Origin of the sequence: Mesorhizobium sp. M1295 (assembly GCF_040318135.1) — a bacterium.
Classification (GTDB): Bacteria; Pseudomonadota; Alphaproteobacteria; order Rhizobiales; family Rhizobiaceae; genus Mesorhizobium.
Genome location: NZ_JAMYLU010000016.1, coordinates 116,083 through 142,589, shown reverse-complemented (window position 1 = coordinate 142,589; position 26,507 = coordinate 116,083). Strand labels below are relative to the sequence as shown.

Here is a 26,507-nt window from a genome sequence, read left to right as displayed (position 1 = left end):
AATCAACTATCCGCCATGGTGGCCAGGGCCGCCTTGTCGTAGACGCCGCGCATGGCGGTCGCCTGTCTTGCCAATGAAAATCTGCGGCTTCGGCGGGCGGCTGCCTCACCGAGTTCTCGCCGGCGCTGCGTGTCGCTGCAAAGACCATTGATGCATCTGGCGAGATCGCCCGGATCGCGCGCGTCGTAGAACATGGCCGCCCCGTCCCACAATTCGCGGTAGGTCGAAATATCGGCAAGCACCAAAGGCGTCGCCGACATTGCGGCTTCCAGCGTGGCCAGGCCGAACGGTTCGTAGAGCGACGGCGATACGAAAATGCCGGCCCGCGCCATCAGCGAGCGCACTTCCTCGTGTGGTACCGGCCCGACGGGAACGGCGTGGCTGAAGCCAACATGCTGGCCGTCCGGCCCTTGCAGCGAACCGGCGACGAAGACCGGCCATTGCGTTAGGGAGGCGGCCTGGTCAAGCACCGCCGCGTTCTTTCCTTCATCCCACCAGCGCGCGGCGGCGAAAACCACCGATTCCCGCCTTTCGCCCTTCGCGCCCGGCCGTGCGCCGTTGCCGACGACGCTCAGCCGCGCGATCGGCCCGTAGCAGGTTTCGAGCATGTCGGCATGGCTGCGGCTCGGTGCAACGACCATGCCTGCTTTGTTGAAACCGCGCCGGTTACGGTCCTTTTGCCAGGCCCACTCGCCGTCCGCCGCCTGTCCCTTGACGGCGTGGAACCATGTCACGACGCAGGAATGCGATACCGCAACGATGGGGCAGGGCACGTCGAGCGCCGCCGCCTGCGTCGGCGCATTGAGATGGACGACGTCGACAGCGTAGTCACGTATGAGTGGGCGCAGCTCCTGCTGCAATGTGTCGAGAACGTGCTCGCTGCGGGTCATCCAGTCCGGCGGCGTGTTGAGCCATGTCAGCGCCGCGAAAGACTGGGCCTCCTCGGCCTGCTGCCTGGACGGTTCCGGACCAAGCCCGGCAAGCACGACGCTGTCGCCGCCGGCGACCAGTTGCCCGGCCAGATCGAGCGTATAGCGCCAGACGCCACCGACGGCATCGACGGTCATCAGTATGCGACGCGGCGGGCTCAGTGTCCGCAACATGTGGCCTCCAATTCGGCCAGCGGACGCGGCCGCTTCTCCTGGATGTCGCTGAACGTTCGGAAGGATGCGAGGTAATGTTCATGCGCGCGCTCCCAGGCGAGGTCGTCGGGCTCGCCCCAAAGTTCGCGGTAGCTCGGCGAACTCGGATAAGGATAGAGCGGCACCGGTTCGTTGGCCCAAACGCCGTTGTCGATCAGGTGCTTTCGCCAATAATCGACGAGCGCGGGATCGTCCTCGACCACGCCGATCAGATTGGCCTGCACGAACGGCACGTGGCGCCTTGCGTCGACCAGCAGCGCGGCCAGCTCCTCGGTGCCCAGCCGGCAGCGTTTTGCCAGCATGGCGCGGCCTTCCACAGTCAGGCTTTCGAGGCCCGCCTCGATCGAGACGCAGCCGGCGGCACCGAGCAGCTTCAGCAATTCCGGCTTCCAGAGGTCGATACGGGTCTGCACGCCGAACTTCACATCGCGATCGACCAGCGCCTCCAGCAATGCCTTTTGCGGCAGGAAGATCTCGTCGATGAAGTAGATGTAGCCGACACCCTGTGCGATCAGCCGGTCGATCTCGGCGATCACTGCTTCGTGGTTCCGGCGGCGATAGGCATCGCGGAAATCGATCTTGGCGCAGAAACTGCAATTATACGGGCAGCCGCGCGACGCCTCGACCTCCGCGCCAAAACCGACCTGGTTGTCGTCGAAGCGGTGATGGTGGTGCGAATGCGCGGCAATCCAGTCCGATGGCCATTCGAGCGGCGGGTGATCGATGAACGAGCTCGCATGCACGCCGCCGTTCGAGACCAGTTCTCCATCCTCGAAATGGGCGGTGGACGGCACCGCGGTCCAGTCGTCGCGCCGGGCAAGTTCCGCGACCACTTCCTCGCATTCGCCGCGCACGACAATGTTGACGCCAAGCTTGCGCAAAGTCGGCGTCGGCGTCGCCGAGCCATGCGGCCCGACGGCGACGGTGCGACCGCCGCGCCCGGCAAGATGATTGAGGAAATCGGCCGGCACGCGCAACTCGGGCGGTGCGCACCGCCAGAACAGGTAGGTCGGCGCGGTGCTGACGACGGTCATATCGGGCTCGAAGGAGCCGACGCGATCGGCGAGCGCGGCGTTGTCGAGCTTCTGGATCTGCCCGTCCAGCATCAGCACCTCGTGGCCGGCGGCTTCGAGCAAGGCTTTCGAATAGCCGAGTTCGAGCGGCAGATGCGGCTGGCGGCAGCCGAAATAGATGCTGTCCTGGTAGGTCCAGGACGGATTGACCAGGGCGACCTTCATGCCACGTACCTCGCCGGTTCGGGATGCGGGTCGAGGCGATGACGCTGCAGCCAGTCGGCGAGGTCGCGGATGCCGTTTTGCCATGAGACGTGCGCTTTCCACCCCAGCGCCGCCTCGATCGCGCGCGTGTCGGCGACGAAGAACGGTTGGTCACCGGTGCGTTCGCGGTCGTAACGGATCGGAACGTCCCGTTTCGTTACGTCGCGAATCTCCTTCAGCAGCATGCGCAGGCTGACAGCGTTTTCCGGTCCGCCGCCGAGATTGAATGCTTGGCCCTTGACCGCCTCGATCCGGTCCAGCACCGCGCGGTAAGCCGCGACCGCGTCGGCAACATGGAGGATGTCGCGCACCTGCTTGCCATCACCATAGATGGTGATGGGCCGGTCGGAGAACGCGCTAAGCAGGAAATGGGCGACCCAGCCCTGATCCTCCGTCCCGAACTGGCGCGGTCCATAGATGCAGCTCATGCGCAGCACCGCCGTCGGCAGATCGTATGACTTGGCGTAGTCGAGGACATACTGGTCCGCCGCGCCCTTGGAGCATCCATAGGGCGTGCAAAAATCGAGGCCGCGCGTCTCGTCGACGCCGTGCGCACGGATGCCCGCATCGCAAGGCGCGTAGTTGCCGTCCTCTTCGCGCATGGCGAGATCGGCGAGGCGGCCATAGACCTTGTTGGTGCTGGCGAAAACGACGGGTATGCGCTTGCCGCTGCGGCGAGCGGCTTCCAGGACGTTGAACGTGCCGCGCAGGTTGATGTCGAAATCCTCGTCCGGCCGAACCAGGCTGGTGGTGACGGCGGTCTGCGCGGCAAAGTGGAAAACCGCCTTCGAACCTGCGACCAGCGGCGTGAGCGCCTTTGCGTCACGGATATCGGCGATTTCGACGGCGAGGCGGTTGCCGTGCTTTCGCGTCAGCCATTCGAGGTTCTGCTCGACGCCGGGACGGCTCAGATTGTCGATGACCAGCACCGGCTCGCCGTCCGACAACAGGCTGTCGGCGAGGTTCGAGCCGATAAAGCCGCTGCCGCCGATAATGGCGATGGGCGCTTCGCGAAAATTGCGTGAATCCGATCTCATGATACCAGCCCTCGCACTTCGAGTTCCCGCTTCATCTCGGCGCTGCGATCGATGGCGACCGTGTTACGCACCCACGCGACGAAATCCCCGAGCGAATGCTCCAGCCGGTACTGCGGCTGGAAGCCGAGCAGTTCGCGCGCCTTCGAGATATCGGCAAAGCAGTTGCGGATATCGCCGGAGCGTGCCTTGCCGAGGATTTCCGGCTGGCGGCCGGGCACGCCCATCGCCTCGGCAAGCAGCCGGGCGACCTCGCTGACCGCGTAGGCGCGCCCGCTGCCGATATTGATGACGTGGCCGCACGCCTGGGGCTGTTCCAGCGCCAGCCGGAAGGCGAGGGCAACATCGCGTACATGAACGAAATCGCGCTGCTGTTCGCCGTCTTCGAAAATCAGCGGCCGCTGCCCATTGGCGATGCGGGAGGCGAAGTTCGCCAACACGCCGGTATATGGGTTCGAGAGCGCTTGCCCGGCGCCGAAGACATTGAACAGGCGCAGCGCCACCGCGTCGACACCATAGGCTTCGCCGAAGATCAGCACGGCACGTTCCTGAGCATATTTTGTCAGCGCGTAGATCGACGCGAGGTCGACCGGTTTTTGCTCGTCGGTGGGCAACGGCGACAGGACTTCACCTTCCGGCGACAGGGGATTCCATTGGCCGCTGCGGATGTCGTCCGGCTGCCGTTTTGCATTGTCGATGCGCCGGCCGTCCGGCGTGGCATAGAGACCCTCGCCATAGACACTCATCGATGACGCAACGACGATCCGTTCGATCGGGCGTTTGATCAGCGCCTCCAGCAGCGTGGCAGTGCCGAGGTCGTTGGCCCCGACATAGCGGGCGATCTCGTACATGGACTGGCCGACGCCCACTTCAGCCGCCAAGTGAATGATCGCGTCGACATCCTCGACGGCTTCGGCGATGGCGTCGCGATCGCGAACGTCGCCTTTGATCAGCTTGGCGCCTGGCGGCAGGCTGATTGCCTCGCCGCCATGCACCTGATCCAGCAGCGCATCGAGAATTGTAACCCCATAGCCATGTTCAACGAGTTCCTGGGCGACGTGGCGGCCGATGAAACCGCAGCCTCCCGTGACCAGTATACGTTTCACGACAACTCCTCATACGAATGGCTTTGCCGCCCCAAACTTCCGGGCGAAAGGTTTGTTCCCTTGCTTCAACAAAGTTCCCGGAACGCCGTGTGATCGTGAAAGTGTCCGGGCCGGCTTGGGCTCGGGACGGGAACATCGAAGCGCGGTTGGTGTTAGGAGCCATATTCGACTAACCGCGCGCACATGCCGGGCAGCGATGCATTTTCTGGTGTGTGGAGGCAGACCGGCAACGCGGAGGTCGCGCGGTCTGCGGTGGAATCGAAGGGAGATTGCGATGTCTGAATCGAAGACGACCACCGATCACGACGAAATCCGCCGTTGGGCCGAGGAGCGCGACGGGCGACCGGCGGTGGTGCGCACCAAGGGCGAGGGCGGCATATTGCGCATCGACTTCGGCGAGCCTGAAGAGACGTTTGAGCCCGTTGAATGGGACGAGTTCTTCAGGATCTTCGATGAGAACGAACTGGCCTTCCTCTACCAGGATGAGACCAGCGGCGGAAAGACCAGCCGCTTCAACAAATTCGTCGAGCGCAGCCGGAAAAGCTAACATCGTCTAGTTGCCGGCGGCGGCCGTGGTTAGTGCAGCAGGTTTGCTCCACGTGCCTTGACGATGTTTCGCATGATGCCGTTGAGCCAATCCTCTGTCGAGGAACCAGATCGTCTGTTGTCGATTTCGCCGATGGCCTGCTCGAGCGTTCGCTCGACCAGCCGGTCGGAAGCATCCATGTCTCCCAGCAGCAGACGTGCCGCGAGCCGGAGCTTAGGCAGAAGCGAAAATACGTCGTCTGAGGGCTCGGACGCTCGGCCTCCTTTCGATGCCGACGTCTCGGCCGGAAAAAGAGCGTCGAAAACAGCCTGGCCGTCCGAGGACTTTCTGAGACTGCTGGCATATCGAAGGCGCTCAGGAATAACGATGTCTTCATCGCCGCTGAAAAACACGAACGGCACGCCACGGCGCATCAGTTCGTCCGCTATCGGGAATACCCGTCTTCCGTTGAGATTGACGTCCAGGATCGCAGCTTCCGCCTCCTCCGTGTGTTTCGACGCCTGTTCGACCGTCGCCACGGGGCCAAGTACGACGGCGCCCATCTTGCTGAAATAACGTGCAAGATCGCCCGCCAGCATCCATTCGTCCTCGACGATCAGGATATGCAAGCCTTGCAGGTCGCGCACCTCATTGATCCTTCTTCCTGCGGGTTTTACGGCTGTCGGCGCAGACTTGTTCAAAGTGACGGGCCAGAACCTCTTGCAACCGTTCCGCGAGCGCGAGCAGGCGAGGCGGAATGTTCTCAGACACCGGGAACTTGGTCAGGTCCGGCGAGGGCAACAGGATGCGCTTGGCCGGCTTTATTTCAGGTGGTCGTTTTGCCATTGGAACCGCCTCCAAAGTCAAATGTTAATGCCCACCGACGGTGCTTTGTTCCGTTGGTAGACTATTCGCTGGCCGGAGGCTCGGCGCGGTCTTAGTCTAAGGCCCGATTTGGCGGCTTTGTGTTCGCGGCGGTTGTAAGGGGCGTGGCGTGGCATCCCAGAATGGAAGATTTCCCATTGTCGGTGTCGGCGCATCGGCCGGCGGCATTCCCGCGATGGAGGGCCTGTTCAAAGGACTGACCGGCGGCACCGGCATGGCGTTCGTCGTCGTCACCCATCTCAGCCCGGAGCGGGAAAGCCTGCTGCACGAGGTCATCCGACGTTATACCGAAATGCCGGTCGTCGTGGCCGAGGAGGGCGCAGCGGTCCAACCCGACCAGGTCTATGTGATGCCGCAAAACGTCGTCCTCACCATCCGCAAAGGCGCGCTTTCGCTGCGCAGGCCGAACACGCTCAACCGCGAGCGCAAGCCGATCGACATCTTCTTCAGCGCATTGGCCGAGGACCAGGGCGAGTATGCCGTCGGCATTATCTTGTCGGGTGGTGATTCGGACGGCACGCTCGGCGCCAGGGCAATCAAGGAGCATGGCGGGCTGACCATTGCCCAGGCGTCCAACGGTTCCGCCCCACGCAATCCGGACATGCCGCAGAGCGCGATTTCGAGCGGCCTGATCGACATAGCGGCGCCCGCCGAGCAGATCGGTGCAAAGCTTCAGGCGTTTGCCCGCGGCTTCGATGTGCTGCACGGACTGACCGAGGCGGACGACGAACACAAGGCCGGGATGGATCGGGCCCGCGATGAAATCTACGCCATTTTGCGCAGCCATTCCGGTCACGACTTTTCCGGCTACAAGACCAAGACGTTCCTGCGTCGCGTAAAGCGGCGCATGCAGATCACGCAGCTGCAGTCGATCACCACCTACATAGAACGGCTGAAGAGGGATCCCGACGAGGTGGCGAAGCTGTTTCGCGACCTGCTCATCAACGTCACCAGCTTTTTCCGCGACGCCGAAGCGTTCAAATTGCTGGAGGACAAGATCCTACCGCAGATTTTCGAAGGCAAGAACGCCTCCGATGCGGTGCGTGTCTGGGTACCCGGCTGCGCCACCGGCGAGGAAGTGTTCTCGATCGGCATGCTGATGCGCGAACGTATGGAGAAGCTTTCCGCGCCGCCGCGCGTCCAGATATTCGCGACCGACATCGACGAGCCGGCGCTCGCGGTGGCGCGTGCGGCGCGTTATCCCGAAGCGCTGCTGCACGGGCTTTCGCCACAACGTAGGCAACGCTTTTTCAACAGCGACGGCGCGAGCTACGTGCTTGGCAACGAGGTGCGCGAACTGTGCATCTTTTCGCCGCGCAGCATTATCCGCGATCCTCCCTTCTCGCGCATGGATATGATTTCCTGCCGCAACCTGCTGATCTATTTCGGCCCGCAGATCCAGAACCGGGTGATTCCAATCTTCCATTACGCGCTGAGGCCGGGCGGCTATCTGTTCCTCGGCACCTCGGAAAGCGTCGGTCAGCACGGCGACCTTTTTGCCACGGTCGACAAGAAGCATCGGATTTTCCAGGCGCGGGAACATTCCACGCCGCGGCCGCTGGTTCTGATCGGCAATGGCCCCACGCGTGCCCTTCCGGTCGGACGCGGCGGCTCGACGAAGGATGCCGCCAGCCATTCACTACGCCAGGCGATCGAGGCTCAGGTGCTGGAGCGGTTCGCCCCGCCTCACGTTCTGGTCAATGGCGATGGCGACATCGTCTACTATTCGGCGAGGACGGGCAAATATCTGGAAGCACCGCAAGGCGCCCCGAGCCGGCAGTTGCTGACACTGGCCCGCCGCGGGCTGAGACTTGAGCTGCGCGCCGCGTTGCGGGAGGCAGCCACGACGCGCCGCACGGTCGTTCGGGAGAACATAGCGGTCGAAGAAGACGACGGACAGCTTCAGTTCATTACACTGATGGTCGAGCCGTACACGGAACGCGGCAATGGCGAGCCCCTCTACCTCGTCCTGTTCAATCCGGTGGGACAGGCCCAGATCCGCTCCGATCCGGCACGCGAAAGCCGCGGCGCCGAAGATACGACCGATCTCGAACGGGAGTTGCGCGACACGCGCGAGCGGCTGCAGTCGACCATCGAGGAATACGAGACCGCGCTGGAGGAAGTAAAGTCTTCGAACGAGGAACTCGTCTCCGTCAATGAAGAGGCGCAGTCGACCAATGAGGAGCTTGAGGCCTCGAAGGAGGAGATGCAGTCGCTCAACGAAGAGCTCAACACCATCAACGCAGAGCTGACTGGCAAGATAGAGGAACTCGACCGCGCCAACAGCGATCTCAGAAACCTGTTCGAAAGCACGGAAATCGCCACCATCTTCCTCGACCGCAATCTTGTGGTGCGGACCTTCACTCCCGCCGCGTCGTCGTTCTTCAACTTGCGTCCGTCCGATGTCGGCCGACCGCTGACCGATCTTTCGAGCCAGCTCGACTACCCCGAGTTGAAGCGGCACATCCAGGCGGTGTTCGAGACGGGAGAGACCCTGAACCATCACCTTGCGCGCGACGACAAGGGCCGGTTCTACTTGGTTCGCATCAACCCTTACCGGGACAAAGGCGGCAGCATCCAGGGCGTGGTCGTGACCCTGATCGACGTGACGACGCTGGCGCAGGCTGAAGAGCGTCAGCAGGTGCTCATCTCGGAGCTGAACCATCGTGTCAAGAACATGCTGGCGGTCGTCGCCAGCATCACCAACCGGACGCGTGAAAACTCGGCCTCGAAAGACGAGTTCGCCGAAGCCTTGATCGGCCGGCTGCAGGCGATGTCACGAGCCTACAGTCTGCTCTCGCGAGAAAGCTGGACGGAAGCCTCCGTCGAGGAACTGCTGCGCCATGAACTCGATCCCTTTGGGGCCGAACGGTTCGAGCTCGATGGCAAGCGGGTAAGCCTCAAGCCTGTGCAAGGGCTCTCCTTCGGCATGGCAATTCATGAGCTGGCGACGAATGCCGCCAAATATGGCGCACTGTCGAAACCTGCCGGGCGGATAGTTGTCAAATGGTCGGTGGCGGATGGCACCTTCAAGCTCGTCTGGCGCGAGAAGGGCGGCCCCCGCATCAAGGAGCCAACCGACAGCGGCTTCGGCCTTACCCTTCTGCGTGGAGAAATCGGTTACAGGCTGGGCGGAAAAGTTGAAACAAGTTTCCGCTCAAATGGTTTGGAGGTGGAAATTGCATTCCCTCTGACCCGCGAGGGCTCGTCGTGACCGGAAAGGTGCGTGTGCTGATCGTCGAGGATGAATGGCTGATCGCCGACGACGCGGCGGCTTACCTGCGCAAGGCCGGCCATCAGGTGGTTGGGCCGGTTTCGTCGGTGACGGCGGCCCTCCGGCTCGTTGGCGAAGGCGGGATCGACGCGGCGCTATTGGATATCCAGTTGAACGATGAAACCAGTTATCCGGTCGCGGAGGCATTGCGGGGGCGAGGCGTGCCGTTCGCTTTCCTCTCCGGGTATGGCGAACGCGAGATTCCGGCCGGGTTCCGCGCTTGCAGGATCGTGCAGAAGCCGGCGAGCCAGAGTGCGATCCTGAATGCCGTGGACGAACTCGCGCGAGCCGGCTGAGGTCATGATTTGAACCAAGCCACATCCGCATAGTGCGTGCCTGCCGCGAACAACGAACGCCTAGGCAACAATCCGCACCGGTACCGATTTGGCGGCCGGGACATGAGCCTTCTCGGCTCTGTGCCAGAGAGGAATCAGCGGGTTGAGCTCGGGATAATAACCGGCGCAATTTCCCTCCGGCACTGAGAAAGGCGTGATGCGCAGCCCGCGCACGCGGCGCTCCACGCCATCCTGCGCATTGGCTTCGAGATCGACCTCCTGTCCCGCGCTCAAGCCGAGGCGCTGGATATCCTTCTCGTTCATCAACAGCACCATGCGTGTGCCGCTGATGCCGCGCAGCCGGTCGTTGTAGCCGTAGACGGTCGTGTTGAACTGATCGTTGGAGCGGACCGTGATCAGTGTCAGCACATCGCGGCCGACGACATCGATGTCAGGATCGGTTTCAAGGCCAGTTGGCAGCTTGAAATTGGCCTTCTTGTTCGGCGTCTCCCACACCCGCTTGCTCGCCTTGATGTCGCGATGGAAGCCGCCGGGCGTCAGGAAGCGCTTGTTGAAGTCGCGGAAATGCTGGGGGTAGCAGCGCTCGATCTCGTCACGGATGCGGGAGTAGTCGCCAACCCATTCATCCCAAGGGATCGAACTCCTGCCCGGCACCGTCGCCTTGGCAAGTTCGGCGACGATCCTGGGCTCGGAAAGCAGATGCGGCGAAGCCGGAGGTCGCGATCCGAACGAACCATGGATACAGGCAGTGGAATCCTCTATCGACACCCTTTGATCGCCACTCGCCTGATGATCTCTTTCCAGCCGTGACAGGCAAGGCAGCAGATAGGTTGTCCGGCCGGCGATGAGGTGGCTGCGGTTGAGCTTGGTCGCGATCTCGACATGCAGGTCGAGCCCACGCCAGGCTTTCTCGACCAGGCCGGTTTCCGGCACGGCCCGCACGAAATTGCCGCCGAGCCCGACGAAGCCCTTGACCGATCCGTCCATGACGCCTTCGCAGGTCTCGACCGTATCGAGACCTTTCTCACGCTTCGGTTCAAAGGCGTAGAATTCGGCGAACTTGTCGAGCGGGACGAGCTCGGGTTTTTCCGATATGCCGACGGTGCGCTGTCCCTGGACATTGGAATGGCCGCGCAGCGGCGAAATACCGGCGCCGGGTTTTCCGATATTGCCGCGCATCATCAAAAGGTTGCACAGCATCTGGACGTTCTCGGTGCCGTGCCGATGCTGGGTCAGGCCCATGCCGTAATTGCCGATCACCGCGTTGGCATGGCTGTAGACCTCGGCGACATGCTCCAGATCGGCCTGCGCAATGCCCGATCGGGCGACGATATCGCTCCACTGGGTGTTGCGCAGGAAGGCTTCGAACTCGGCGAAGCCATGCGTGTGCTCGGCGATGAAAGCCGTATCGAGGGCACGCGTCCTGCCGCTTTCGCGGGCGGCATCGTCGAGCGCCAGCAACGCTTTGGCGATACCCGTTATCGTGGCGATGTCGCCGCCCGAACGGACCTGGAAGAAGTCGCTGGACATTTTGGTGCCCGGTCCGGGCGATAGCATGTCGATGGGGTTTTGCGGATTCTTGAAGCGCTTCAGTCCCCGCTCGGGCAAGGGATTGAAAGTGAAGACGGGCACGTTGCGTTGACGTGCCTCTTGCAGCGGATGCAACAGGCGCGGCGCCGTCACCCCGGTGTTGTGCCCGAAGAAGAACATCATGTCGCATTTCGCAAAGTCTTCGAGCTGCACGGTCCCGACCGGCGAGCCGATCGATTCCGGCAAGCCGACCGAGGTCGATTCATGACACATGTTGGACGAATCGGGCAGGTTCGAAGACCCGTAGATCCGCGCAAAAAGCTGATACATGAACGAGGCCTCGAGCGAGGCGCGGCCGGACGTGTAAAATACCACCGATTTGGGATCGAGCCGTCGCAATTCGGCAGCTATGTCGCGGAATGCATCGTCCCAGGAAACCGGTTCGTAACGGTCGACGGCGGCATTGTAGCGCATGGGCTCCGTAAGCCTGCCCTGTTTCTCCAGATCGTCGTCCGGCCAATCGAGCAATTCCGCCACCGAATGCTCGGCGAAGAAAGCGGGTTCGCAGCGCAGCTTGGTCTGGTCCCACATCGTCGCCTTGGCGCCGTTTTCACAGAATTCGAAAGGCCTCGGCTGAGCTGGCTTCGCCCATGAGCAAGACACGCACATATAGCCGTCGGCCTTGTTCTGCTTGAGCAGCGTGCTCCATATCCCGGACAATAGCAGGCCTTCGCCACGCGCCTTGCGGACCAGCGATTTGAGCGATCCCCAGCCGCCTGTCGGGTGGTCGTATTTCTTGGTTTCAATGCGATCGGTTACCGCGGGTTTCATGCAAGCCACTCCCTGTAGAAGAGCACTCATACGAACCCGCCGTGAGGCTGAATGTTCCCGGCCGGCTCCGTCCCGTCACGCAGTCCGTCTAACCGGAACCATTTCCGCCATCGTTTGTTCGGCTCAAAGAAAGGAGCCGTGCGAAATGGAGCGACGTAACGCGTTAATTGCAATTGTGATTTCGGCCATCATCATCGTCGGCTTCCTCATAGGCTTTTTGTACGGCGATATGGGCTGGCAGACTTCGCCGCTCAAAAGAGCCGCTGAACAGAACCAGGGTGGCAATGCTCCGGCCGATACCTCGCCTGCCGCCGGCATCAAGAAGAACCCCAAGGAAAATACCGAAATGCCGGGCCAGCAGTGAAGGCGAGTCCAGCCATGAAGTTAGCCAATGCCACGAACTGAAACGGGTTCCTGTTTTTGCGGCGCCATAACGGCGCAAATGCGCGGCGAGCCGTTCTGGGTTTGCTCCGATCACGACGACGACTGTCGCAAGGCGATAGGAAGCCCGCTAACGGTGTGGGTCGGTTATCGGCCTTCTGAATTCACCTTGCTCACCGGCATACCGAAGACCTTTTCGAAAACCCCCGGTGTGCTCCGGTCCTTCTGCGCGGATTGCGGAACATCGATCGGCTATGTCGACCAGGGCCTGCCCGACGAACTCTATCTGGCGATCGGCTTTCTCGATCACCCCGAACGGTTTCCGCCACAGGCCCACGCATACTGGGACATGAGGTTACCCTGGGTCGACTTTCCAGACGAGCTGCCGCGGGTGGGGATGTATTCGAGGCGGCGAGATCCGGCCTTCGGAAATCCGGCGGAACGCTAGCTTTCGATCCCCTTGCTGGTTGGAAAACGCGCCATTCGGGCTTCGTACGAAAACAACAATTGGCGCGCGGCTGAAAACGCGCGATCATGTGTCAATGGGCCGCCGTTTGGATGACAAGCTCGATTGCAAGGCGTGCGGGACGATCCTGATGGAGATTCCCGACAACCCGAAGGATTCCACACCGATCTATTGCAGCAATTGCGGCGCCTATCTCGGCGAATGGGGCGATCTGCAGGAGGACTTCTTCAGGCAGGCGTTCGGTGCCCAGGCCTTCGATCTGAACAACGGAAACATCATCAAGAAATAATCCTGGATTGTGCGGGCACCCCGCCGGCCCCAAGCCACGGCCTGTGGACCCGGCTCGTTGCGGCAATCGCCGTTCGTATCGGACCCTCGGGAACCTTTCTCCCGAGCCGCTTGTTTGGGTGGCGGAAGGAGAAACGCCATGAGCACGAAACCTCCCCCTGTGCCGCCGAAGAATCTGAGCCCAAAGGGCGCCGGTGACAAAAAATCGGTAGCAGCCGACCAGGCACCGCAATCCACCGTCCCCGATCCCGACAAGCAGGGTCAGCAAGGCAATACGAAGGTCAACACCACTCATCAAGGCAACGTCCAGGATCGCTAGGCCATGTCCACGTCGAAGAAAACTCCTGCCAGCATCCGCCAGGGCGGTCCCGGCGCCGCGCACGAAAACGCCAAGAAGCCGCTGAGCGTCGAAAAGCCGCCGGCCGATTCAGACCTGCGCAGCCACAGCAAGGTCTCCGGCGGCGGCGGCGAACGCGACAGCCACCATACCCATGACCCCGAAAAGAAAGGCGACACTCGGCCGGCGCATCAGGACAAGTGAAGTCGGGCGGCGACGCGACTACCGATGGGGCTCGAGCGAAATGTCAGCGGGGACGGCGCGCCAAGGCAATCGGCACGACGTTGTCGACATTGATCACCGGCAAATCGAACAGCATCGGAAGCCCCCGCGTCGCGGCCATTTCCACGATCAGCTCCTCGATGGAGTGATCGGTCAGAAGGGTTTCGACGCCCAGCCGGATCATCGCCGCCAGCTTGTGCACCGGCACCGGCACGGACTTCGCCCGGTCGTCGAGCAACTTGCTGATTTCGATCACGACGTCGGCGTCGATATTCCTGGGCAAGTCTCGCATAAGCGCCTCCCCGCCAAACGAAACGAAAAGCCCGCCGCACCTTTCGATACGGCGGGCGATCCAGTAATGCGCACCGGCGAGGGGATCGGGGGTGGGCGTGCCGGCGCGCGCAGATCGCAAGTAATTTTAGTTAAATCCGCCAACTTCGATGTGTCACGGAAAAACGTCTGTACGTTTTTTACCGAACCGCGCGGATCGTTAGCTGTCCCCGCCGTCGCGCGGCGCGGCAGCACAGACGGCGCGATCCTCTGCCCTCCGGACAGCGAGCTCAAACAGTATACATTATAGACTTGAAATATCTTGCCAGGTGATCCAGCCTGTGCTCCACTTGAGCCGGGAACATGGCTGACAGGTCGATTTCTGCCGATATATGGCTGCATTTCAACGGCACGACTGCGAGATCACAGCCTCAAACGATATACGAAATCTTCGCATGGGAAGGCGTGGATGACGGAAACGATAGAGCTCAAACGGGTTGGCGATGGCAATCTGCGTGCCCAGGTCTATCAACAAGTCCGGCTGACGATACAGCATGGCGAATTGGCGCCTGGCCAGAAGCTGGTCGATGTCGATATTGCCGCCCGGCTCGGCATTTCCAGAATGCCTGTCCGCGACGCCTTGATGCAGTTGGTGCATGAGGGCTATCTCGTCGGCACCACACGCGGCTTCACGCTGCCCACGCTTACCGCAACGGATGTCGCCGACATCTTCGAGGTCCGCCGGTTGCTCGAGCCGCGGGCCGCCGCGCACGCCGCACGGACACTTGACGCCGCTGGCCTCAAGACCCTGGCAGCCGCGCTCCGGGAGGCAGAGGCTGCGGCCGCAGATGGCGATGCCGACCGCTTTTTCCAGGCCAATTCGGCATTCAGGAATTGTTGGCTTGGCGCGGTCGCGAACGAGCGTCTTTCACAAACGATTGCCCGCTTCGCCGACCATGTACTCGTCGTCCGTTTAAGGACGCTGTCGCACCAGCCGACGCAGGCCGTGATCGTGGCCGGCATGCGCGCCATCTACGAGGCATTCGTCAAGCGCGACGCCGTCGCCGCTTACGACTGCATGACGCACTTCATTCAGAACGCCGAGGAGCGTTTCATGAAGCTGAGCCCACCGTTTCAAAACTCCGACGGCGAGGGCAAGAGCATGTCACGGCGGGGGAAATCATGATCAGGAAGCAGCACCCGCTGAAAGGGCCGAACAGGTTCAAGCTCGGCGTCTTTTCCATGAACGCCGATGGCGGCCTGGCAATGACCACCGTCCCCGAGCGCTGGCGTGCCCGCTGGGAAGACAACCTCAACTCCGCCTGCATCGCCGATCGCGCCGGCCTCGAGTTTCTGCTGCCGATCGCCCGCTGGCGCGGCTTCGGCGGTTTGACGCATGTGCGGGAATGGTCGTTCGAGACGTTCACCTGGGCGGCGGGTCTTGCTGTCGCCACCGAAAACATCGGCCTGTTCATGACGGTGCATGTGCCGCTGGTTCATCCGCTGCAGGCTGCAAAAGCGCTGGCGACGGTCGACCACATCTCCAACGGGCGTGCCGGCTTGAACATCGTCTGCGGCTGGAACCCGGACGAGTTCGCCATGTTCGGGCAGACGGTCGGCGAGCGGACCTACGATCAGGCCGAGGAATGGATCAACATCATCGTGCGTGCCTATCAATCGAGGGAGCCGTTCGACTTCAGCGGCGAGTTCTACGATCTGAAGGGGGTCGTCAGCCGCCCGCCAAGCCTGCAGGCGCCGCGACCGGTGACCATGAACGCCGCCTTCGGCGCGCCGGGGCGCAACTATGCGGCGCGCCACTGCGACTACCTGTTTTCGACTTTTTCCGAAATTGCCGACGGCCGTGCGCATGTGGTCGACATCACCAACCGAGCGGCCGAAGTCGGACGCGAAGTCGGCGTCTATACGGTTTGTCACGTCGTCTGCCGGGAAACCCAGCAGGAAGCCGAGGATTATTACCGGCATTACGCGCTGGAATGCGCGGACGAGGGCGCCGTCGACGAGCATATGCGCAAGAAGAAGGAATTCGCGAACTCGCATGATGCGAAGGCCTTCACCGAATATCGGCAAAGGTTCGCCGGCGGTGCTGGAACTTTCCCGCTCATCGGCACGCCGGAAAAGATCGTCGACGACCTCACTGCGATCATGGACCAGGGTTATTCCGGCGCCGCCCTCACATTCGTCAACTATACCTACGAATTGCCCTTCTTCTGCGACCGCGTGCTGCCGCTGATGCGCCAGGCCGGGCTTCGAGTAAATTGATGCCGGCGGCCGCCATTCCGACGCCGTGGGTGGATGGACACGACGCCATCAATCCGCGCGCCTTCAAGCAGGCAATGCGGGCCGTGGCGGGCTCGGTCGCCATCCTCGCGTCGGAACATGACGAGATCGGCTTTTGCGGCATCACGGCGACAGCACTCTGCTCGTTCAGTGCCGAGCCGCCTTCGCTGCTGGCCTGCGTCAACCGCAGCAGCACCTTTGCCTCGGCCATTCGCGAAGGCTTGCCCTTTTCGGTCAATCTGCCAGCCGGCGACCAGGAGAACGTTGTGCGTGCCTTTGGCGGCATGACCAAAGCCAAGGGGGCCGCGCGGTTCTCGTCCGGATCATGGGTGCGTGGCGAAACCGGCGCGCCCTTGCTTGTCGGCGCGCGGGCAATGTTCGAATGCCGGGTGGCCGAAATCATTGTGCGGGCGTCGCACATGATCGTCATCGGCATCGTCTCAGGCGTCGCGCTGGACCGCGCTGACCGATCGCCGGTCTTCTACGCACATGGACGGTTCCTGACAGTAGGAGATGATGCCAGTTAACCGCCGTTCGCGTGGCGGCGCAGCGATTGTAATTTTCAGATCGGCCCGATCATGGGCGAACTATCAAAGGGAACACGGCAATGCGCATTTGGAAATCCCTTGTTCTGGCTGCACTCCTGTCGGGTGTGGTGGGTATCGCCGCGGCCGAGGAGGTCGTCCTCAACGCCGTGCATTTCACGCCGACGCAGAACGGCTACGCCCAGAGCTTCCTGAAGTTCGTTCAGAAGGTGAACGAAAAGGGAAAGGGCGTGGTCCAGATCAACGTGCGTGGCGGGCCGGAGGTCATTCCGCCGATCCAGCAGGGCGCGGCGCTCAGGAGCGGCCTGATCGACGTGATCGACACGCCGGCAGGGCAGTTCCTCGAACTCGTGCCCGAAGGCGAGGTGTTCTCCGCATCGACAAAGACGCCGTGGGAGGTTCGCGAGAATGGCGGCTGGGACTTCATCAGCGGAATTTTCGAGAAGAAGGCCAATGCCCATCTGCTGGCGCATGTCGACGCGGGCTCGGGCTTCAACGTCTTCACCATCGACGAACCCAAGCTCAACAGCGAAGGCAGCATCGACTGGAGCAGCCTGAAGATCCGCTCGTCGCCGCTCTATCGCGATTTCCTTGAATCCCTGGGCGCAACGGTGATCGTGCAAGCGCCAGGGGACGTCTACACCTCGCTCGAGCGCGGCGTCGTCAATGCCAACGCCTATACCGTGTTTGGCTATGCGTCGTTCGGCTGGGACAAGTTCACCAAATACCGTGTCGACCCGCAATTCTTCAAAACCGACGTGCTGATCTCGATCAACAAGGCCAAATGGGACACGCTGTCGCCCGAGGCGCAGAAGCTGCTTGCCGACACGGCCGTCGAATACGAGCGCGCGAGCTATGACGCCAATCTTGCCGTCGGAAAAGCAGGCACAGGCGATGATCGACGGCGGGCAGAAGGTGATCAGCTTGACCGGTGCCGGCCGCGACAAATTCCTGGCGGCTGCCACGCAGGCGAGCTGGGCGAGAATGGCCAAACGCGATCCCACCAACATCGATCAGTTGAAGAAATTCTTCCAGTAGCCGAGCGGAGGCTGCCTTGTAAGCCCTCCATCAAAGCTGGGCAAAAGCGGGGCAACGGTGGACATGAGGGTCGTCGGACATGGACAGATTGTTTGCAGCGATTGCGAAGCTGAGCCTTGCGTTGGCGGCGACGGCAAAAGTGGTGCTTGGCCTCATCATCGTCGCGGTGGTTGCTGATGTATGCGTCCGCAATCTGGGCCTGAGGCCGCTTGCCTGGGCAGTATCGGCGACGGAATACGGCCTGCTTTACGCGGCATTTCTGCCGATGCCCTGGCTGGTCCACAGCAAGGGCCATGTCTTCGTCGAGTTCCTGCGCAAGGCGCTGCCGATGCGGGCTCGGGCGGTGCTTGAAAAACTGGTCTATCTCGCCTGCATCGGCGTCAGCCTCTATCTTGGCAGCGTCGCTCTGTCGTCCCTGACAAGCGCCGTGGCGGGCGGCGAATACGAAACGCGCAGTTTCGATATGCCGAAATGGCTGGTCTTTCTGCCCATCATGCTCGCCTTCTACCTCTCCGCGCTGGAATGGCTCAGATATCTGCTCGGCCGTGACACGCTGTACACGCTCGATCCTCTGGAAATGGAAGGGCTCTGAACGGTGGCCTGGCTGTTTCCATTCGCCGTGCTCGTTGGCACCATCCTCGTGTTGATGGGGCTTGGGCTGCCGGTCGCCTTCGCTTTCTTCGTCACCAATGTGATCGGGCTGTACCTGTTCTTCGGCGGTTCGATCGGCGTGACGCAGATGGTCGCCAACTTCTCCGACGCCGTCTCGACCTATGCGCTCGCTCCGCTGCCGATGTTTCTTGTCATGGGCAGCCTGTTCTTCCGCTCCGGCCTCGGCGAGAAGGTCATCTACGCGCTCGACCTGTGCATCGGCAATCTGCGCGGACGCCTCGCTTATGTCGTTCTCGCCGCCGGCACCATCTTTTCCGCGCTGTCGGGCTCGAGCCTCGCCAATACCGGCATGATGGGTTCGCTGATGGTGCCGGAGATGCTGAAGCGGGGCTACAAGCCGCATATGGCCTACGGCCCGGTGCTTGGCGCCGGAAGCCTTGCCGTCATCATCCCGCCATCCTCGCTGGCCGTCTTGCTCGGCTCGCTGGCCCAGATCGACGTAGGCGCGCTGCTCATAGCGGGGGCTTTGCCCGGGCTGCTCCTCGTTGTCATGTACGCGGCGCTGATCTTCGCACAGACGAAGATCGATCCGGACGCCTCTCCGCACTATCCGGTGCCCGCCGTTCCTGCGGCCGAGAAGGTGAGGGCGGTTGCCGTCAACATCATTCCGATGAGCGTCATCGTGTTCATGGTGGTTGGCACGATCATCCTTGGAATAGCGACGCCGACGGAATCGGCGGGGCTCGGCTGTGCCGCCGTGTTCGCCTTGTTGTTTGTCTACCGGCGGTTCAGCTGGTCGGTTGTCTGGAAGTCGCTGGACGATGCGATGAAGGTCACCGGCATGACCTTCCTGATCATCTCGGCTTCGACGACGTTTTCGCAGATATTCGCCTTCTCCGGCGCCTCCAACGGCTTTATCCAGTTCATCGTCGGCTATGATCTTGGACCGTATCCCATGCTGCTCATGATGGTGCTCGTCATCCTGCTGCTCGGCATGTTCATGGATCAGGTCTCGATGATGCTGATCACGCTGCCGATCTTCCTGCCGATCGCCCACCAATTCGGCTACGAGCCGGTATGGTTCGGGCTGATCCTGCTGCTCGCCTACGAGGTCGGCTTCACCACGCCGCCGTTTGGTCTGCTGCTGTTCATCATGATCGGTGTTGCGCCGAAAGGCACATCGCTCAAGACGGTTGCCATGTCAGCGGCACCCTACATCGCGCTGACGCTTTTGCTGATCCTGCTGATTGTCCTCTTTCCGCAGATCGCTCTCTTTCTTCCGAATTTGATCTAGTCGAACTCGATCCAGCAGGTGTCCAAATGCGCTTTGCCTATCTTGCTTTCTTCCATTATGACCGCGAGGCAAATTTGGCCATCACCGGTGAAGACGTTGATGCCGTGCGGCGGGTGATTGCATCGACGCCGGGCCTTGCGCTTGCAAACATCTATCTGCCCGAAGTGGCGACGGACATGTTCAACAAGGATGGCCCACCGCCGGTCTTTGGCTTCCAGCTCTATTTCGACGAATTGGCGGACATGGAGGCGGCGCTGGCGCCGTCCGGCCATCTGCAGGCGCTTGCAGCACCGCGTATGCTGTCGAGCGTCGCTGGTTCGAGGCCGACGCAACAGGCTATGTGCGTGCGTCCGTTTCCCGTCGACGACGCTGGCGTCAAGACGTCGGGGCTCCCCTGCAGCTATCTTGTCCACTATCCCGGGCCGGCCGAAGACATGAATGTCTGGCTCTACCACTATGTGACGCATCATCCGCAATTGATGCGGGGCTTCCCCGGCATTCGCCACATCGAGGTTCTGTCGCGACTGGATTGGTGCGGTTCGCTGCCCTGGCCGCGCATCGACCATATGCAGCGCAACCGGGTCATGTTCGACAGCCCCGCGGCATTGACGCACGCCCTGCAGTCGCCGGCGCGGCTGGAGATGCGCGCCGACTACAAGACTTTCCCGCCGTTTTCAGGCGGCAGCCGGCATTTCCCGATGTCGACGGAAGCCGTGCATCCTTTGCCGCGGGCCACATAGCGCAAACAGGTTTTGCCGACGCCGAAAAATCTCTGGAGATTTCATGTACGACTTTCGCAAGAAATGTGTCTCTCTCGATCGCCTCATCGGCACGTTCTGCGCCATCCCGCACCCGGTGGCGGTCGAAGTGGCGGCCGCCAGCGGGGTCGATTTCCTGTGCATCGACTGGGAGCATTCGCAGATCGGCCGCGAACGGCTCGAGGATCTGGTTCGCGCCGCCGATGTCCACAAGGTTCCCGCGATGGTGCGCGTTCCCGGCCACACGCCGGAATGGATGGCGGCCGCGCTCGACGCCGGCGCGTCGGGCGTCCTGGTACCCCGCGTCTCGACGGCCGAGCAAGCCCGCATGGTGGTCATGGCCTGCCGTTACCCGCCGGTCGGCGCACGTGGTGTCGGTCCAGGCCGCGCCGCCGGTTATGGCTACAGGATTCCGGACTACCTCAAATCGGCCAACGAGGTCCTGACGGTCGCCATCCAGGTCGAGACGGCCGAGGGCCTGGCCAACATCGACGACATCGTCCAGGTCGACGGCGTCGACGTGGTCTTCATTGGCCCCGGCGACCTGTCGGTCTCGATCGACGCCATGGGGCCGGCCGGCCAGGACAAGCTCAATGCCGCGATTACCAGGATTGCGGCCGTAGCGCGCGCGGCCGGCAAGGCCGTCGGCATCTTTCGCCCTTCGGCGGATGATGTCGGCAAATGGTCGCGGCACGGCATCAGCTTCTACATGCTGGCCAGCGACACGATGTTTCTCGGCGCCGGCCTTGCCGCCGGCGTCGCCTCGGCGCGCAGCGCCTCATAGCAAGAGTTTGCCATGAAGATCATCAAGACCGACGGTGTGCTGTCAGTCGAGGAGGAGCAGCTGCGCTACCTCGACGGCTTGAGCGCCGAGTTTGTCGAAAAGACGCTGCTCACAGAAGATGCCCTGATCGAACACTGCCGCGACGCCGACGCATTGATGGTATTGCGGGAGCCGATCACGGCTCGCGTTTTGGCGGAACTGAAGAACCTCAAGGTCATCGGGCGGTTCGGCGTAGGGCTCGACTCGATCGACGTCGAGGCCGCTAGCCGTGCCGGTGTTCAGGTAACCTACGTGCCGGACGCCAATCTGGTGGAAGTCAGCACCCACGCCATGGCCCTGATCCTGGCCTTGGCGCGCAGGCTGAAGCAGTTCGACAGCGCGGTGCGCGCCGGCCGCTGGGCGGCGATGACCGACGGTGCCGGCATCACGCGGCCGGACAGGCAGATTCTCGGGCTGATCGGCTTCGGCCAGATCGGGCGCCTGACTGCCGAGCGGGCGCGGGTCTTCGGCTATCATATCATCGCCTACGACCCGCATATGCCGGCAGAGCGCATCACGGCCGGCGGTGCCGAACCGGTCGGCTTCGACGAGCTGCTAGCCAGGGCCGACATCGTCTCGCTGCACGTTCCAGCGACACCGGAGACCAGAAACATCATGTCGGCGGATGCCCTGTCGCGGATGAAGGAAGGAGCGATATTCATTAACGTGTCCCGCGGCGGCCTCGTCGACGAGGTCGCGTTGGCGGATCTGATCCGGCGTCGCCATCTGGCAGGCGCGGGCATCGACACGTTCGAGCAGGAGCCGCCTTCGCCCGACAATCCGCTGCTGGCGCTGGACACCGTCCTGGTCAGTCCACACGCGGCGCACTACTCGACGCAGTCTTACGCGGAGGTTCGCAACAAGGTGTTTGCCGACGTCGCAGCGGTCCTGCGCGGCGGCAAGGCGGTATATCCGGTCAACCGGGTGTGACCAATTCCCGATGCCGGCACCATCCGCTGCCTGCCGACAGTTCCACCTTAACGTTCCGGGGCAGGCAGCCTTGAGCGCGACCTCGGCAAGCGGATAAAGACGGGAACGGGTGAAGTGAATTCGCATTTTTTGCCGACAGCGCCACATTTTGTTCTTGCTTTGTGCCGGCAGCTATGCTACTAATTTACGTATGGTGCTGATTCGCACCGAGGACCCGCCGCAAGGCGGTTTTTTTTGTTTCAGGTTTCAGCGCCGTCCGTCGAGGCCCTGCTCGGCTTGTTGCGGCGCTCGACGATGTAGATGTGGTCGGCGACCAGCACCACGTTGCCATGCTGGTTGATCACCTCGCAGCGTTCCACGACCCGGCCTGAATCGGGTCGCTTCGGGTCGTCTTCCTTGGCCGAGATGGTGGTGCGGGTCCTGATCGTATCGCCGATGAACACCGGCTTGATGAAGCGCAGCCGGTCGTAGCCATAGGAGAAGGCGACCGGGTTGACGACGCTTGCTGTCAGCCCGACGCCGACCGAAAAGACCAGCGTGCCGTGCGCGATGCGCTGGCCGAACGGCGTCGTCTTCATGAACTCGGCGTCCATGTGATGGGGAAAGAAATCACCGGTATGGCCGGCATGGACGACGAAATCGGTCTCGGTGATGGTGCGCCCGCTGGTCATGCGCGACGAGCCGATCTGGTAGTCCTCGAAATAGACAGTCTGCTCCAAGTCAGGGCCTCGCCGCGATCGGTGTTGCCGGCGCCGCGCTCGATTGGTAGGCGGCTTCGACCAGCGCCATGGTGTTCCAGCCGTCCTCGACGGAACTGACAAGCTCGGCGTCCTCGCCCGACGCGTAGCGCTGGACATTGGCCATGCGGCCGGCAAAGGCGTCCGGAAACCATGCGCCGACGAGTGGAACCGCAATCCAGTCCTTGCCGCCTTTGGGGTAGATTTCGAGGATGTCCGGCTCGCCGCGCGGATAGTCGAGGTTGACGCCCAATTTGAGGTAGGCGGCGCCTTCGGTGCCGCAGATGCGGAATTCGCAGGCCTGGTGTTTTCGACCGAATTTGTGATCGTGGTTGATCGACAGTGCACAGCGCACGGTGTCGCCATAGTCGAGGATCGCGCTGGTGCGCGTTTGCGCAACCTTATGGCCGGGATGGCCGAGCGTCTTGGCGTGAACCCCCTTGGGGTCGCCGAGCAATTGCCGGATCAGGTCGAGATAATGGATCGAATGCATGGCGATCTCGACGCGCGGCGCCTGCAACAGGAATTCCCAGAGCTGCCAGGGTGTCGCAAGCGCCAGCCATGCGTCGAAATCGACCACGTCGCCCAACCAGCCCTTGGCGATCGCATCCTTGAGCGCCAGCATCATCGGCGCGAACCGCAGCTGGAAATTCACCGCGGCCTTGAGGTCTTTGGAGCGGCAGATTTCGAGGATGTCAGTCGCCTCGGTGAGATTGCTCCCCATAGGCTTCTGGATCAGCGCCACCGCACCATCGGGCAGCGCCCTGAGCACGCCGGCATGATAGGCCGGCGGTGTCGCCAGATCGAAGACGGCGTCCTTTATTGACGCAGCTTCTTCGACCGACCGGTAAGCGGTGACGCCCCATTTCTGCGCCAGTTTTTCGGCCTTGGCCAGGTCGGGGTCGAACAGCCCGGCAACCGGGAAACCGGCTTTCCCATAGGCCGGGAAATGCGCATCGCCGACGATCGAGCCGGCGCCGAAAATCACGATCGGCCTGGGCTTTGACGGTTGTGCCCAGGCCTGGGAAAGCGAGGCAGGATCGAAAATGTCATCAGTCATAATGGAAAACTTCGTCCATCGACGCCCACCACTCGCCCTCCTTGCGGGTCGGCAGCGGCTCCTGGCACGGCATGCACAGCGCCCACCATTCCTGCGTCGTGGGATCGGCGGCCATCTTGGCCATGTCGGCGGCGAAATCGGTGCCATGGTACTCGAAGGTGCTGAACAAAAGGTGCTCCGGCTCCCTCAGATAGATCGAATAATTCTTGATGTTGCAGGCGGAAATCATCTTGAGGACGTCCGGCCACACAGCAGCGTGAAGCCGCACATATTCGGCGACTTTCTCCGGCTTGAGGCCGAGCACCATTCCGATTCGCTGCATGTCCGCCTCCTATTTCGCTATCGTCGTGGTGAATTCCGCGATGCTCTTCGCCTTGATCGCATCCCAGTCCCAGTCGATGCCGATGCCGGGTTCGTCCGGTGCCAGCGCGTGCCCGTCCTCGATACGCATTTTCTTGCCGGTCAGCTCGTCGAGCTGGGGAATATACTCGACATATCTGCCGTTCTGAACGGCGCATGTCAGGCTGACATGCAATTCCATCAGGAAATGCGGGCAGACCGGTATGTCGAACGCCTCGGCTGCATGCGCCACCTTCAGCCACGGCGTGATGCCGCCGATGCGGCCGACATCGACCTGCACGATCGAACACGCGCCCTTTTGCATATATTCGCGGAAATGCCGGATCGAATAGAGCGACTCGCCGATGGCGATCGGCGTCGATGTGGCCCTCGACAGCCGTACATGGCCGTCAATGTCGTCGGCCGGCAACGGCTCCTCGATCCAGGCGAGGTCGAGTTCACGCAGGCGTTCGGCCCGGCGGATCGCCTCGTCGACAGAAAAGCCCTGGTTGCAGTCGGTCATGATCTCGTAGGAGTCTCCAACCGCCCGGCGCACCGCCGTCAGCCGGGCAAGATCCTCGGAGCCGTGCGGCTTGCCGATCTTGACCTTCGAGCCGCGAAACCCCTTGGCCTTGGCGGCCAGCGCATCCGCGACCAGCGCCTCGGTTTCGATATGCAGCCAGCCGCCTTCGGTCGTGTAGAGCGGGCAGCGGTCCTTGGCGCCGCCGGCAAGCTTCCACAGCGGCAGCCTCTGTTTCTTGGCCCGCAGGTCCCAAAGGGCAGTGTCGATGGCCGCCAGCGCGATTGCCGTGATCGCGCCGATCGTCGTGGCATGGGTGGCGAACTCCAGCTCGTGCCAGATCGCCTCGATCATGTCGGCGTCGCGGCCGATCAGCCGCGGCGCAAGGTGGTCGGCCAGCAGCCGCATCACCGAGGAGCCGCCCGTGCCGATCGTATAGCTGTAGCCGGTGCCGACCGCGCCGTCGGCGTCGGTGATGGTGACGATCGGTGTTTCCTGGCTGACAAAACTCTGGATGGCATCGGTGCGCTTGACCTTCGGCACCAGGTCGACCATCCGCAGTTCGATTTTCTCGATCTTTGCCATGATTTTAACCTCGCAATGTCCTGCCTGTTTCGGCGGAAAACAGATGGGCCTGCGACAGGTCCAGGCTCATCTTGACCCGGTCGCCGGCTTTCAGCGGCTTTGGATTGAGCATCCGCGATACCCAGTCGCTGCCGTTGAATTCGGCAAACACCAGCGTCTCGTTGCCGAGCGGCTCGGTGACGGTCACCGGCAACTCCAGCTGGTGGACGTCGACGTCTTCGCCGGAGCTGATGCCATGCCCGGTCGGATAAATGTCGTCGGGCCTGAGGCCGAACACGACCTTGTCGCCGGTTTCGACATTGGCTTTGAACTGGCTGGGCAGAGGCAGCTTCTCGCCGCTGGCGAACAGCAGCTGTCCGTCGTCGACAACCGCCTCATGCAGGTTCATCGGTGGCGAGCCGATGAAGCCCGCGACGAAGCGTGTCTGCGGCCGGCGGAAGACCTCGTCGGGTGTGCCGACCTGCTCGATAGAACCGTCACGCATGATGACGATGCGGTCCGCCAATGTCATCGCTTCGACCTGGTCATGGGTGACGTAGATCACCGTCGACTTGACCTTGGCGTGCAGCTTCTTGATCTCGGTGCGCATCTGCGTCCGAAGCTTGGCGTCGAGATTGGAAAGTGGCTCGTCGAACAGGAAGACATCGGGATCGCGCACGATGGCGCGGCCCATGGCCACGCGCTGGCGCTGTCCGCCGGACAGCTGCGACGGCCGGCGGTCGAGCAACTGGTCGAGGCCGAGAATGCCGGACGCTTCGGCGACGCGACGGTCCATTTCTTCTTTCGCGGCGCCGGCGATCTTGAGCGAGAAGCCGAGGTTTTCGCGCACCGTCATATGCGGATAGAGCGCGTAGGACTGGAACACCATCGAGATGTTGCGCGAGCGCGGCGGCAGGTCGTTGACCATGCGGCCGCCGATCTCGATGACGCCGTCGCTGATCGCCTCGAGGCCGGCGATCATGCGCAGGGTTGTCGACTTGCCGCAACCGGACGGCCCGACCAGCGCGATGAACTCGCGGTCGGCGACCTCGAGATCGATGCCGTGCACCACCGCCACCGGGCCGTAGCTTTTGGTGAGATTCTTGAGCGATACGGTTGCCATG

Annotated in this window: 30 protein-coding genes; 17 read left to right on the top strand and 13 right to left on the bottom strand. The window is 62.2% G+C overall.

The window, feature by feature from the left end:
* Nucleotides 1-2: 2 nt before the first annotated feature.
* From NKH29_RS21865 to NKH29_RS21850, 4 genes are read right to left on the bottom strand one after another with little or no spacing between them, the layout of a single operon-like run.
* Entirely contained in the window at nucleotides 3-1,103 is a 1,101-nt protein-coding gene (locus NKH29_RS21865; RefSeq protein ID WP_352789721.1) for a glycosyltransferase family 4 protein, read from the bottom strand.
* On the bottom strand, nucleotides 1,088-2,380 hold the full coding sequence (locus tag NKH29_RS21860) for a TIGR04295 family B12-binding domain-containing radical SAM protein (protein ID WP_352789724.1): 1,293 nt from the start codon (nucleotides 2,378-2,380) through the stop codon (nucleotides 1,088-1,090). Before NKH29_RS21860 ends, NKH29_RS21865 begins: the two co-directional genes overlap by 16 nt.
* Complete coding sequence (locus NKH29_RS21855; protein ID WP_352789726.1) at nucleotides 2,377-3,456, bottom strand: NAD-dependent epimerase/dehydratase family protein; 1,080 nt, start codon at nucleotides 3,454-3,456, stop codon at nucleotides 2,377-2,379. The genes NKH29_RS21860 and NKH29_RS21855 overlap by 4 nt, the downstream gene beginning before the upstream one ends.
* Nucleotides 3,453-4,559, bottom strand: coding sequence for an NAD-dependent epimerase/dehydratase family protein (locus NKH29_RS21850; RefSeq protein WP_353000559.1), 1,107 nt, complete (start codon nucleotides 4,557-4,559; stop codon nucleotides 3,453-3,455). The genes NKH29_RS21855 and NKH29_RS21850 overlap by 4 nt, the downstream gene beginning before the upstream one ends.
* Before the next feature lie 274 nt (nucleotides 4,560-4,833).
* On the opposite strand from NKH29_RS21850, the gene NKH29_RS21845 reads away from it, so the two are divergent.
* The gene (locus tag NKH29_RS21845) at nucleotides 4,834-5,106 is read left to right on the top strand and encodes a hypothetical protein (RefSeq protein WP_352789731.1); all 273 of its coding nucleotides are present in this window, start codon (nucleotides 4,834-4,836) and stop codon (nucleotides 5,104-5,106) included.
* Between the two features lie 29 nt (nucleotides 5,107-5,135).
* On the opposite strand, the gene NKH29_RS21840 is transcribed toward NKH29_RS21845, so the two are convergent.
* Entirely contained in the window at nucleotides 5,136-5,684 is a 549-nt protein-coding gene (locus NKH29_RS21840) for a response regulator (protein ID WP_352547433.1), read from the bottom strand.
* A gap of 49 nt (nucleotides 5,685-5,733) precedes the next feature.
* Nucleotides 5,734-5,931 (bottom strand): hypothetical protein, encoded by a 198-nt coding sequence (locus NKH29_RS21835; protein ID WP_352493915.1) that lies wholly within the window; start codon nucleotides 5,929-5,931, stop codon nucleotides 5,734-5,736.
* Nucleotides 5,932-6,079: 148 nt separating this feature from the next.
* Here NKH29_RS21835 and NKH29_RS21830 point away from each other — a divergent pair, with 148 nt between their 5' ends.
* Both NKH29_RS21830 and NKH29_RS21825 read left to right on the top strand, forming a co-directional pair.
* Nucleotides 6,080-9,184, top strand: coding sequence for a CheR family methyltransferase (locus NKH29_RS21830; protein WP_353000557.1), 3,105 nt, complete (start codon nucleotides 6,080-6,082; stop codon nucleotides 9,182-9,184).
* Entirely contained in the window at nucleotides 9,181-9,540 is a 360-nt protein-coding gene (locus NKH29_RS21825) for a response regulator (protein WP_352493917.1), read from the top strand. Before NKH29_RS21830 ends, NKH29_RS21825 begins: the two co-directional genes overlap by 4 nt.
* Before the next feature lie 60 nt (nucleotides 9,541-9,600).
* Here NKH29_RS21825 and NKH29_RS21820 read toward each other — a convergent pair whose 3' ends face one another.
* A complete protein-coding gene (locus NKH29_RS21820) occupies nucleotides 9,601-11,901 on the bottom strand; it encodes an FdhF/YdeP family oxidoreductase (protein WP_352547437.1) in 2,301 nt (766 codons plus the stop codon).
* Nucleotides 11,902-12,046: 145 nt separating this feature from the next.
* On the opposite strand from NKH29_RS21820, the gene NKH29_RS21815 reads away from it, so the two are divergent.
* The 5 genes from NKH29_RS21815 to NKH29_RS21795 all read left to right on the top strand — a co-directional run bounded on the left by NKH29_RS21815 (nucleotide 12,047) and on the right by NKH29_RS21795 (nucleotide 13,577).
* Nucleotides 12,047-12,265, top strand: a complete 219-nt coding sequence (locus NKH29_RS21815) for a hypothetical protein (RefSeq protein ID WP_352547439.1) — start codon at nucleotides 12,047-12,049, stop codon at nucleotides 12,263-12,265.
* A gap of 27 nt (nucleotides 12,266-12,292) precedes the next feature.
* Nucleotides 12,293-12,730 carry a GFA family protein gene (locus NKH29_RS21810; RefSeq protein WP_352482796.1) on the top strand — a complete coding sequence of 146 codons (438 nt, stop codon included), beginning with the start codon at nucleotides 12,293-12,295 and terminating at the stop codon, nucleotides 12,728-12,730.
* 19 nt (nucleotides 12,731-12,749) lie between these two features.
* A complete protein-coding gene (locus NKH29_RS21805; RefSeq protein WP_352482795.1) occupies nucleotides 12,750-13,037 on the top strand; it encodes a hypothetical protein in 288 nt (95 codons plus the stop codon).
* 138 nt (nucleotides 13,038-13,175) lie between these two features.
* Complete coding sequence (locus NKH29_RS21800) at nucleotides 13,176-13,355, top strand: hypothetical protein (RefSeq protein WP_031193315.1); 180 nt, start codon at nucleotides 13,176-13,178, stop codon at nucleotides 13,353-13,355.
* Nucleotides 13,356-13,358: 3 nt separating this feature from the next.
* The gene (locus tag NKH29_RS21795) at nucleotides 13,359-13,577 is read left to right on the top strand and encodes a hypothetical protein (protein WP_352482793.1); all 219 of its coding nucleotides are present in this window, start codon (nucleotides 13,359-13,361) and stop codon (nucleotides 13,575-13,577) included.
* A 43-nt stretch (nucleotides 13,578-13,620) separates the two neighbouring features.
* Here the strand turns inward: NKH29_RS21795 and NKH29_RS21790 are convergent, their stop codons facing one another.
* Entirely contained in the window at nucleotides 13,621-13,851 is a 231-nt protein-coding gene (locus NKH29_RS21790) for a hypothetical protein (RefSeq protein ID WP_352547441.1), read from the bottom strand.
* Nucleotides 13,852-14,334: 483 nt separating this feature from the next.
* On the opposite strand from NKH29_RS21790, the gene NKH29_RS21785 reads away from it, so the two are divergent.
* From NKH29_RS21785 to NKH29_RS21745, 9 genes are all read left to right on the top strand, one after another.
* Complete coding sequence (locus tag NKH29_RS21785; protein WP_352482791.1) at nucleotides 14,335-15,051, top strand: GntR family transcriptional regulator; 717 nt, start codon at nucleotides 14,335-14,337, stop codon at nucleotides 15,049-15,051.
* Complete coding sequence (locus tag NKH29_RS21780; protein WP_023716644.1) at nucleotides 15,051-16,145, top strand: LLM class flavin-dependent oxidoreductase; 1,095 nt, start codon at nucleotides 15,051-15,053, stop codon at nucleotides 16,143-16,145. Before NKH29_RS21785 ends, NKH29_RS21780 begins: the two co-directional genes overlap by 1 nt.
* Nucleotides 16,145-16,690, top strand: coding sequence for a flavin reductase family protein (locus tag NKH29_RS21775; protein ID WP_352493919.1), 546 nt, complete (start codon nucleotides 16,145-16,147; stop codon nucleotides 16,688-16,690). The genes NKH29_RS21780 and NKH29_RS21775 overlap by 1 nt, the downstream gene beginning before the upstream one ends.
* A gap of 80 nt (nucleotides 16,691-16,770) precedes the next feature.
* The gene (locus NKH29_RS21770) at nucleotides 16,771-17,859 is read left to right on the top strand and encodes a type 2 periplasmic-binding domain-containing protein (protein ID WP_353000554.1); all 1,089 of its coding nucleotides are present in this window, start codon (nucleotides 16,771-16,773) and stop codon (nucleotides 17,857-17,859) included.
* Nucleotides 17,826-18,338, top strand: coding sequence for a TRAP transporter small permease (locus NKH29_RS21765; protein WP_352789737.1), 513 nt, complete (start codon nucleotides 17,826-17,828; stop codon nucleotides 18,336-18,338). Before NKH29_RS21770 ends, NKH29_RS21765 begins: the two co-directional genes overlap by 34 nt.
* Nucleotides 18,339-18,341: 3 nt before the next feature.
* Complete coding sequence (locus tag NKH29_RS21760) at nucleotides 18,342-19,652, top strand: TRAP transporter large permease (RefSeq protein WP_352789739.1); 1,311 nt, start codon at nucleotides 18,342-18,344, stop codon at nucleotides 19,650-19,652.
* Nucleotides 19,653-19,678: 26 nt separating this feature from the next.
* Nucleotides 19,679-20,392, top strand: coding sequence for a hypothetical protein (locus tag NKH29_RS21755; RefSeq protein ID WP_352789742.1), 714 nt, complete (start codon nucleotides 19,679-19,681; stop codon nucleotides 20,390-20,392).
* 43 nt (nucleotides 20,393-20,435) lie between these two features.
* Nucleotides 20,436-21,194, top strand: coding sequence for an HpcH/HpaI aldolase family protein (locus NKH29_RS21750; RefSeq protein ID WP_023716650.1), 759 nt, complete (start codon nucleotides 20,436-20,438; stop codon nucleotides 21,192-21,194).
* 12 nt (nucleotides 21,195-21,206) lie between these two features.
* Complete coding sequence (locus tag NKH29_RS21745; RefSeq protein WP_352547444.1) at nucleotides 21,207-22,163, top strand: C-terminal binding protein; 957 nt, start codon at nucleotides 21,207-21,209, stop codon at nucleotides 22,161-22,163.
* Between the two features lie 239 nt (nucleotides 22,164-22,402).
* Here NKH29_RS21745 and NKH29_RS21740 read toward each other — a convergent pair whose 3' ends face one another.
* Genes NKH29_RS21740 through NKH29_RS21720 form a run of 5 tightly spaced genes read right to left on the bottom strand, consistent with a single transcriptional unit; the run spans nucleotide 22,403 to nucleotide 26,506 of the window.
* A complete protein-coding gene (locus tag NKH29_RS21740; RefSeq protein WP_352482890.1) occupies nucleotides 22,403-22,834 on the bottom strand; it encodes a MaoC/PaaZ C-terminal domain-containing protein in 432 nt (143 codons plus the stop codon).
* Nucleotides 22,835-22,883: 49 nt separating this feature from the next.
* Nucleotides 22,884-23,960 (bottom strand): Gfo/Idh/MocA family protein, encoded by a 1,077-nt coding sequence (locus tag NKH29_RS21735; RefSeq protein ID WP_352482782.1) that lies wholly within the window; start codon nucleotides 23,958-23,960, stop codon nucleotides 22,884-22,886.
* Nucleotides 23,953-24,282, bottom strand: a complete 330-nt coding sequence (locus NKH29_RS21730; protein WP_352482780.1) for an L-rhamnose mutarotase — start codon at nucleotides 24,280-24,282, stop codon at nucleotides 23,953-23,955. Before NKH29_RS21730 ends, NKH29_RS21735 begins: the two co-directional genes overlap by 8 nt.
* Nucleotides 24,283-24,291: 9 nt before the next feature.
* Nucleotides 24,292-25,404 carry a mandelate racemase/muconate lactonizing enzyme family protein gene (locus NKH29_RS21725; RefSeq protein ID WP_352789747.1) on the bottom strand — a complete coding sequence of 371 codons (1,113 nt, stop codon included), beginning with the start codon at nucleotides 25,402-25,404 and terminating at the stop codon, nucleotides 24,292-24,294.
* 4 nt (nucleotides 25,405-25,408) lie between these two features.
* Nucleotides 25,409-26,506, bottom strand: coding sequence for an ABC transporter ATP-binding protein (locus NKH29_RS21720; RefSeq protein ID WP_352789749.1), 1,098 nt, complete (start codon nucleotides 26,504-26,506; stop codon nucleotides 25,409-25,411).
* Nucleotide 26,507 lies beyond the last annotated feature (1 nt).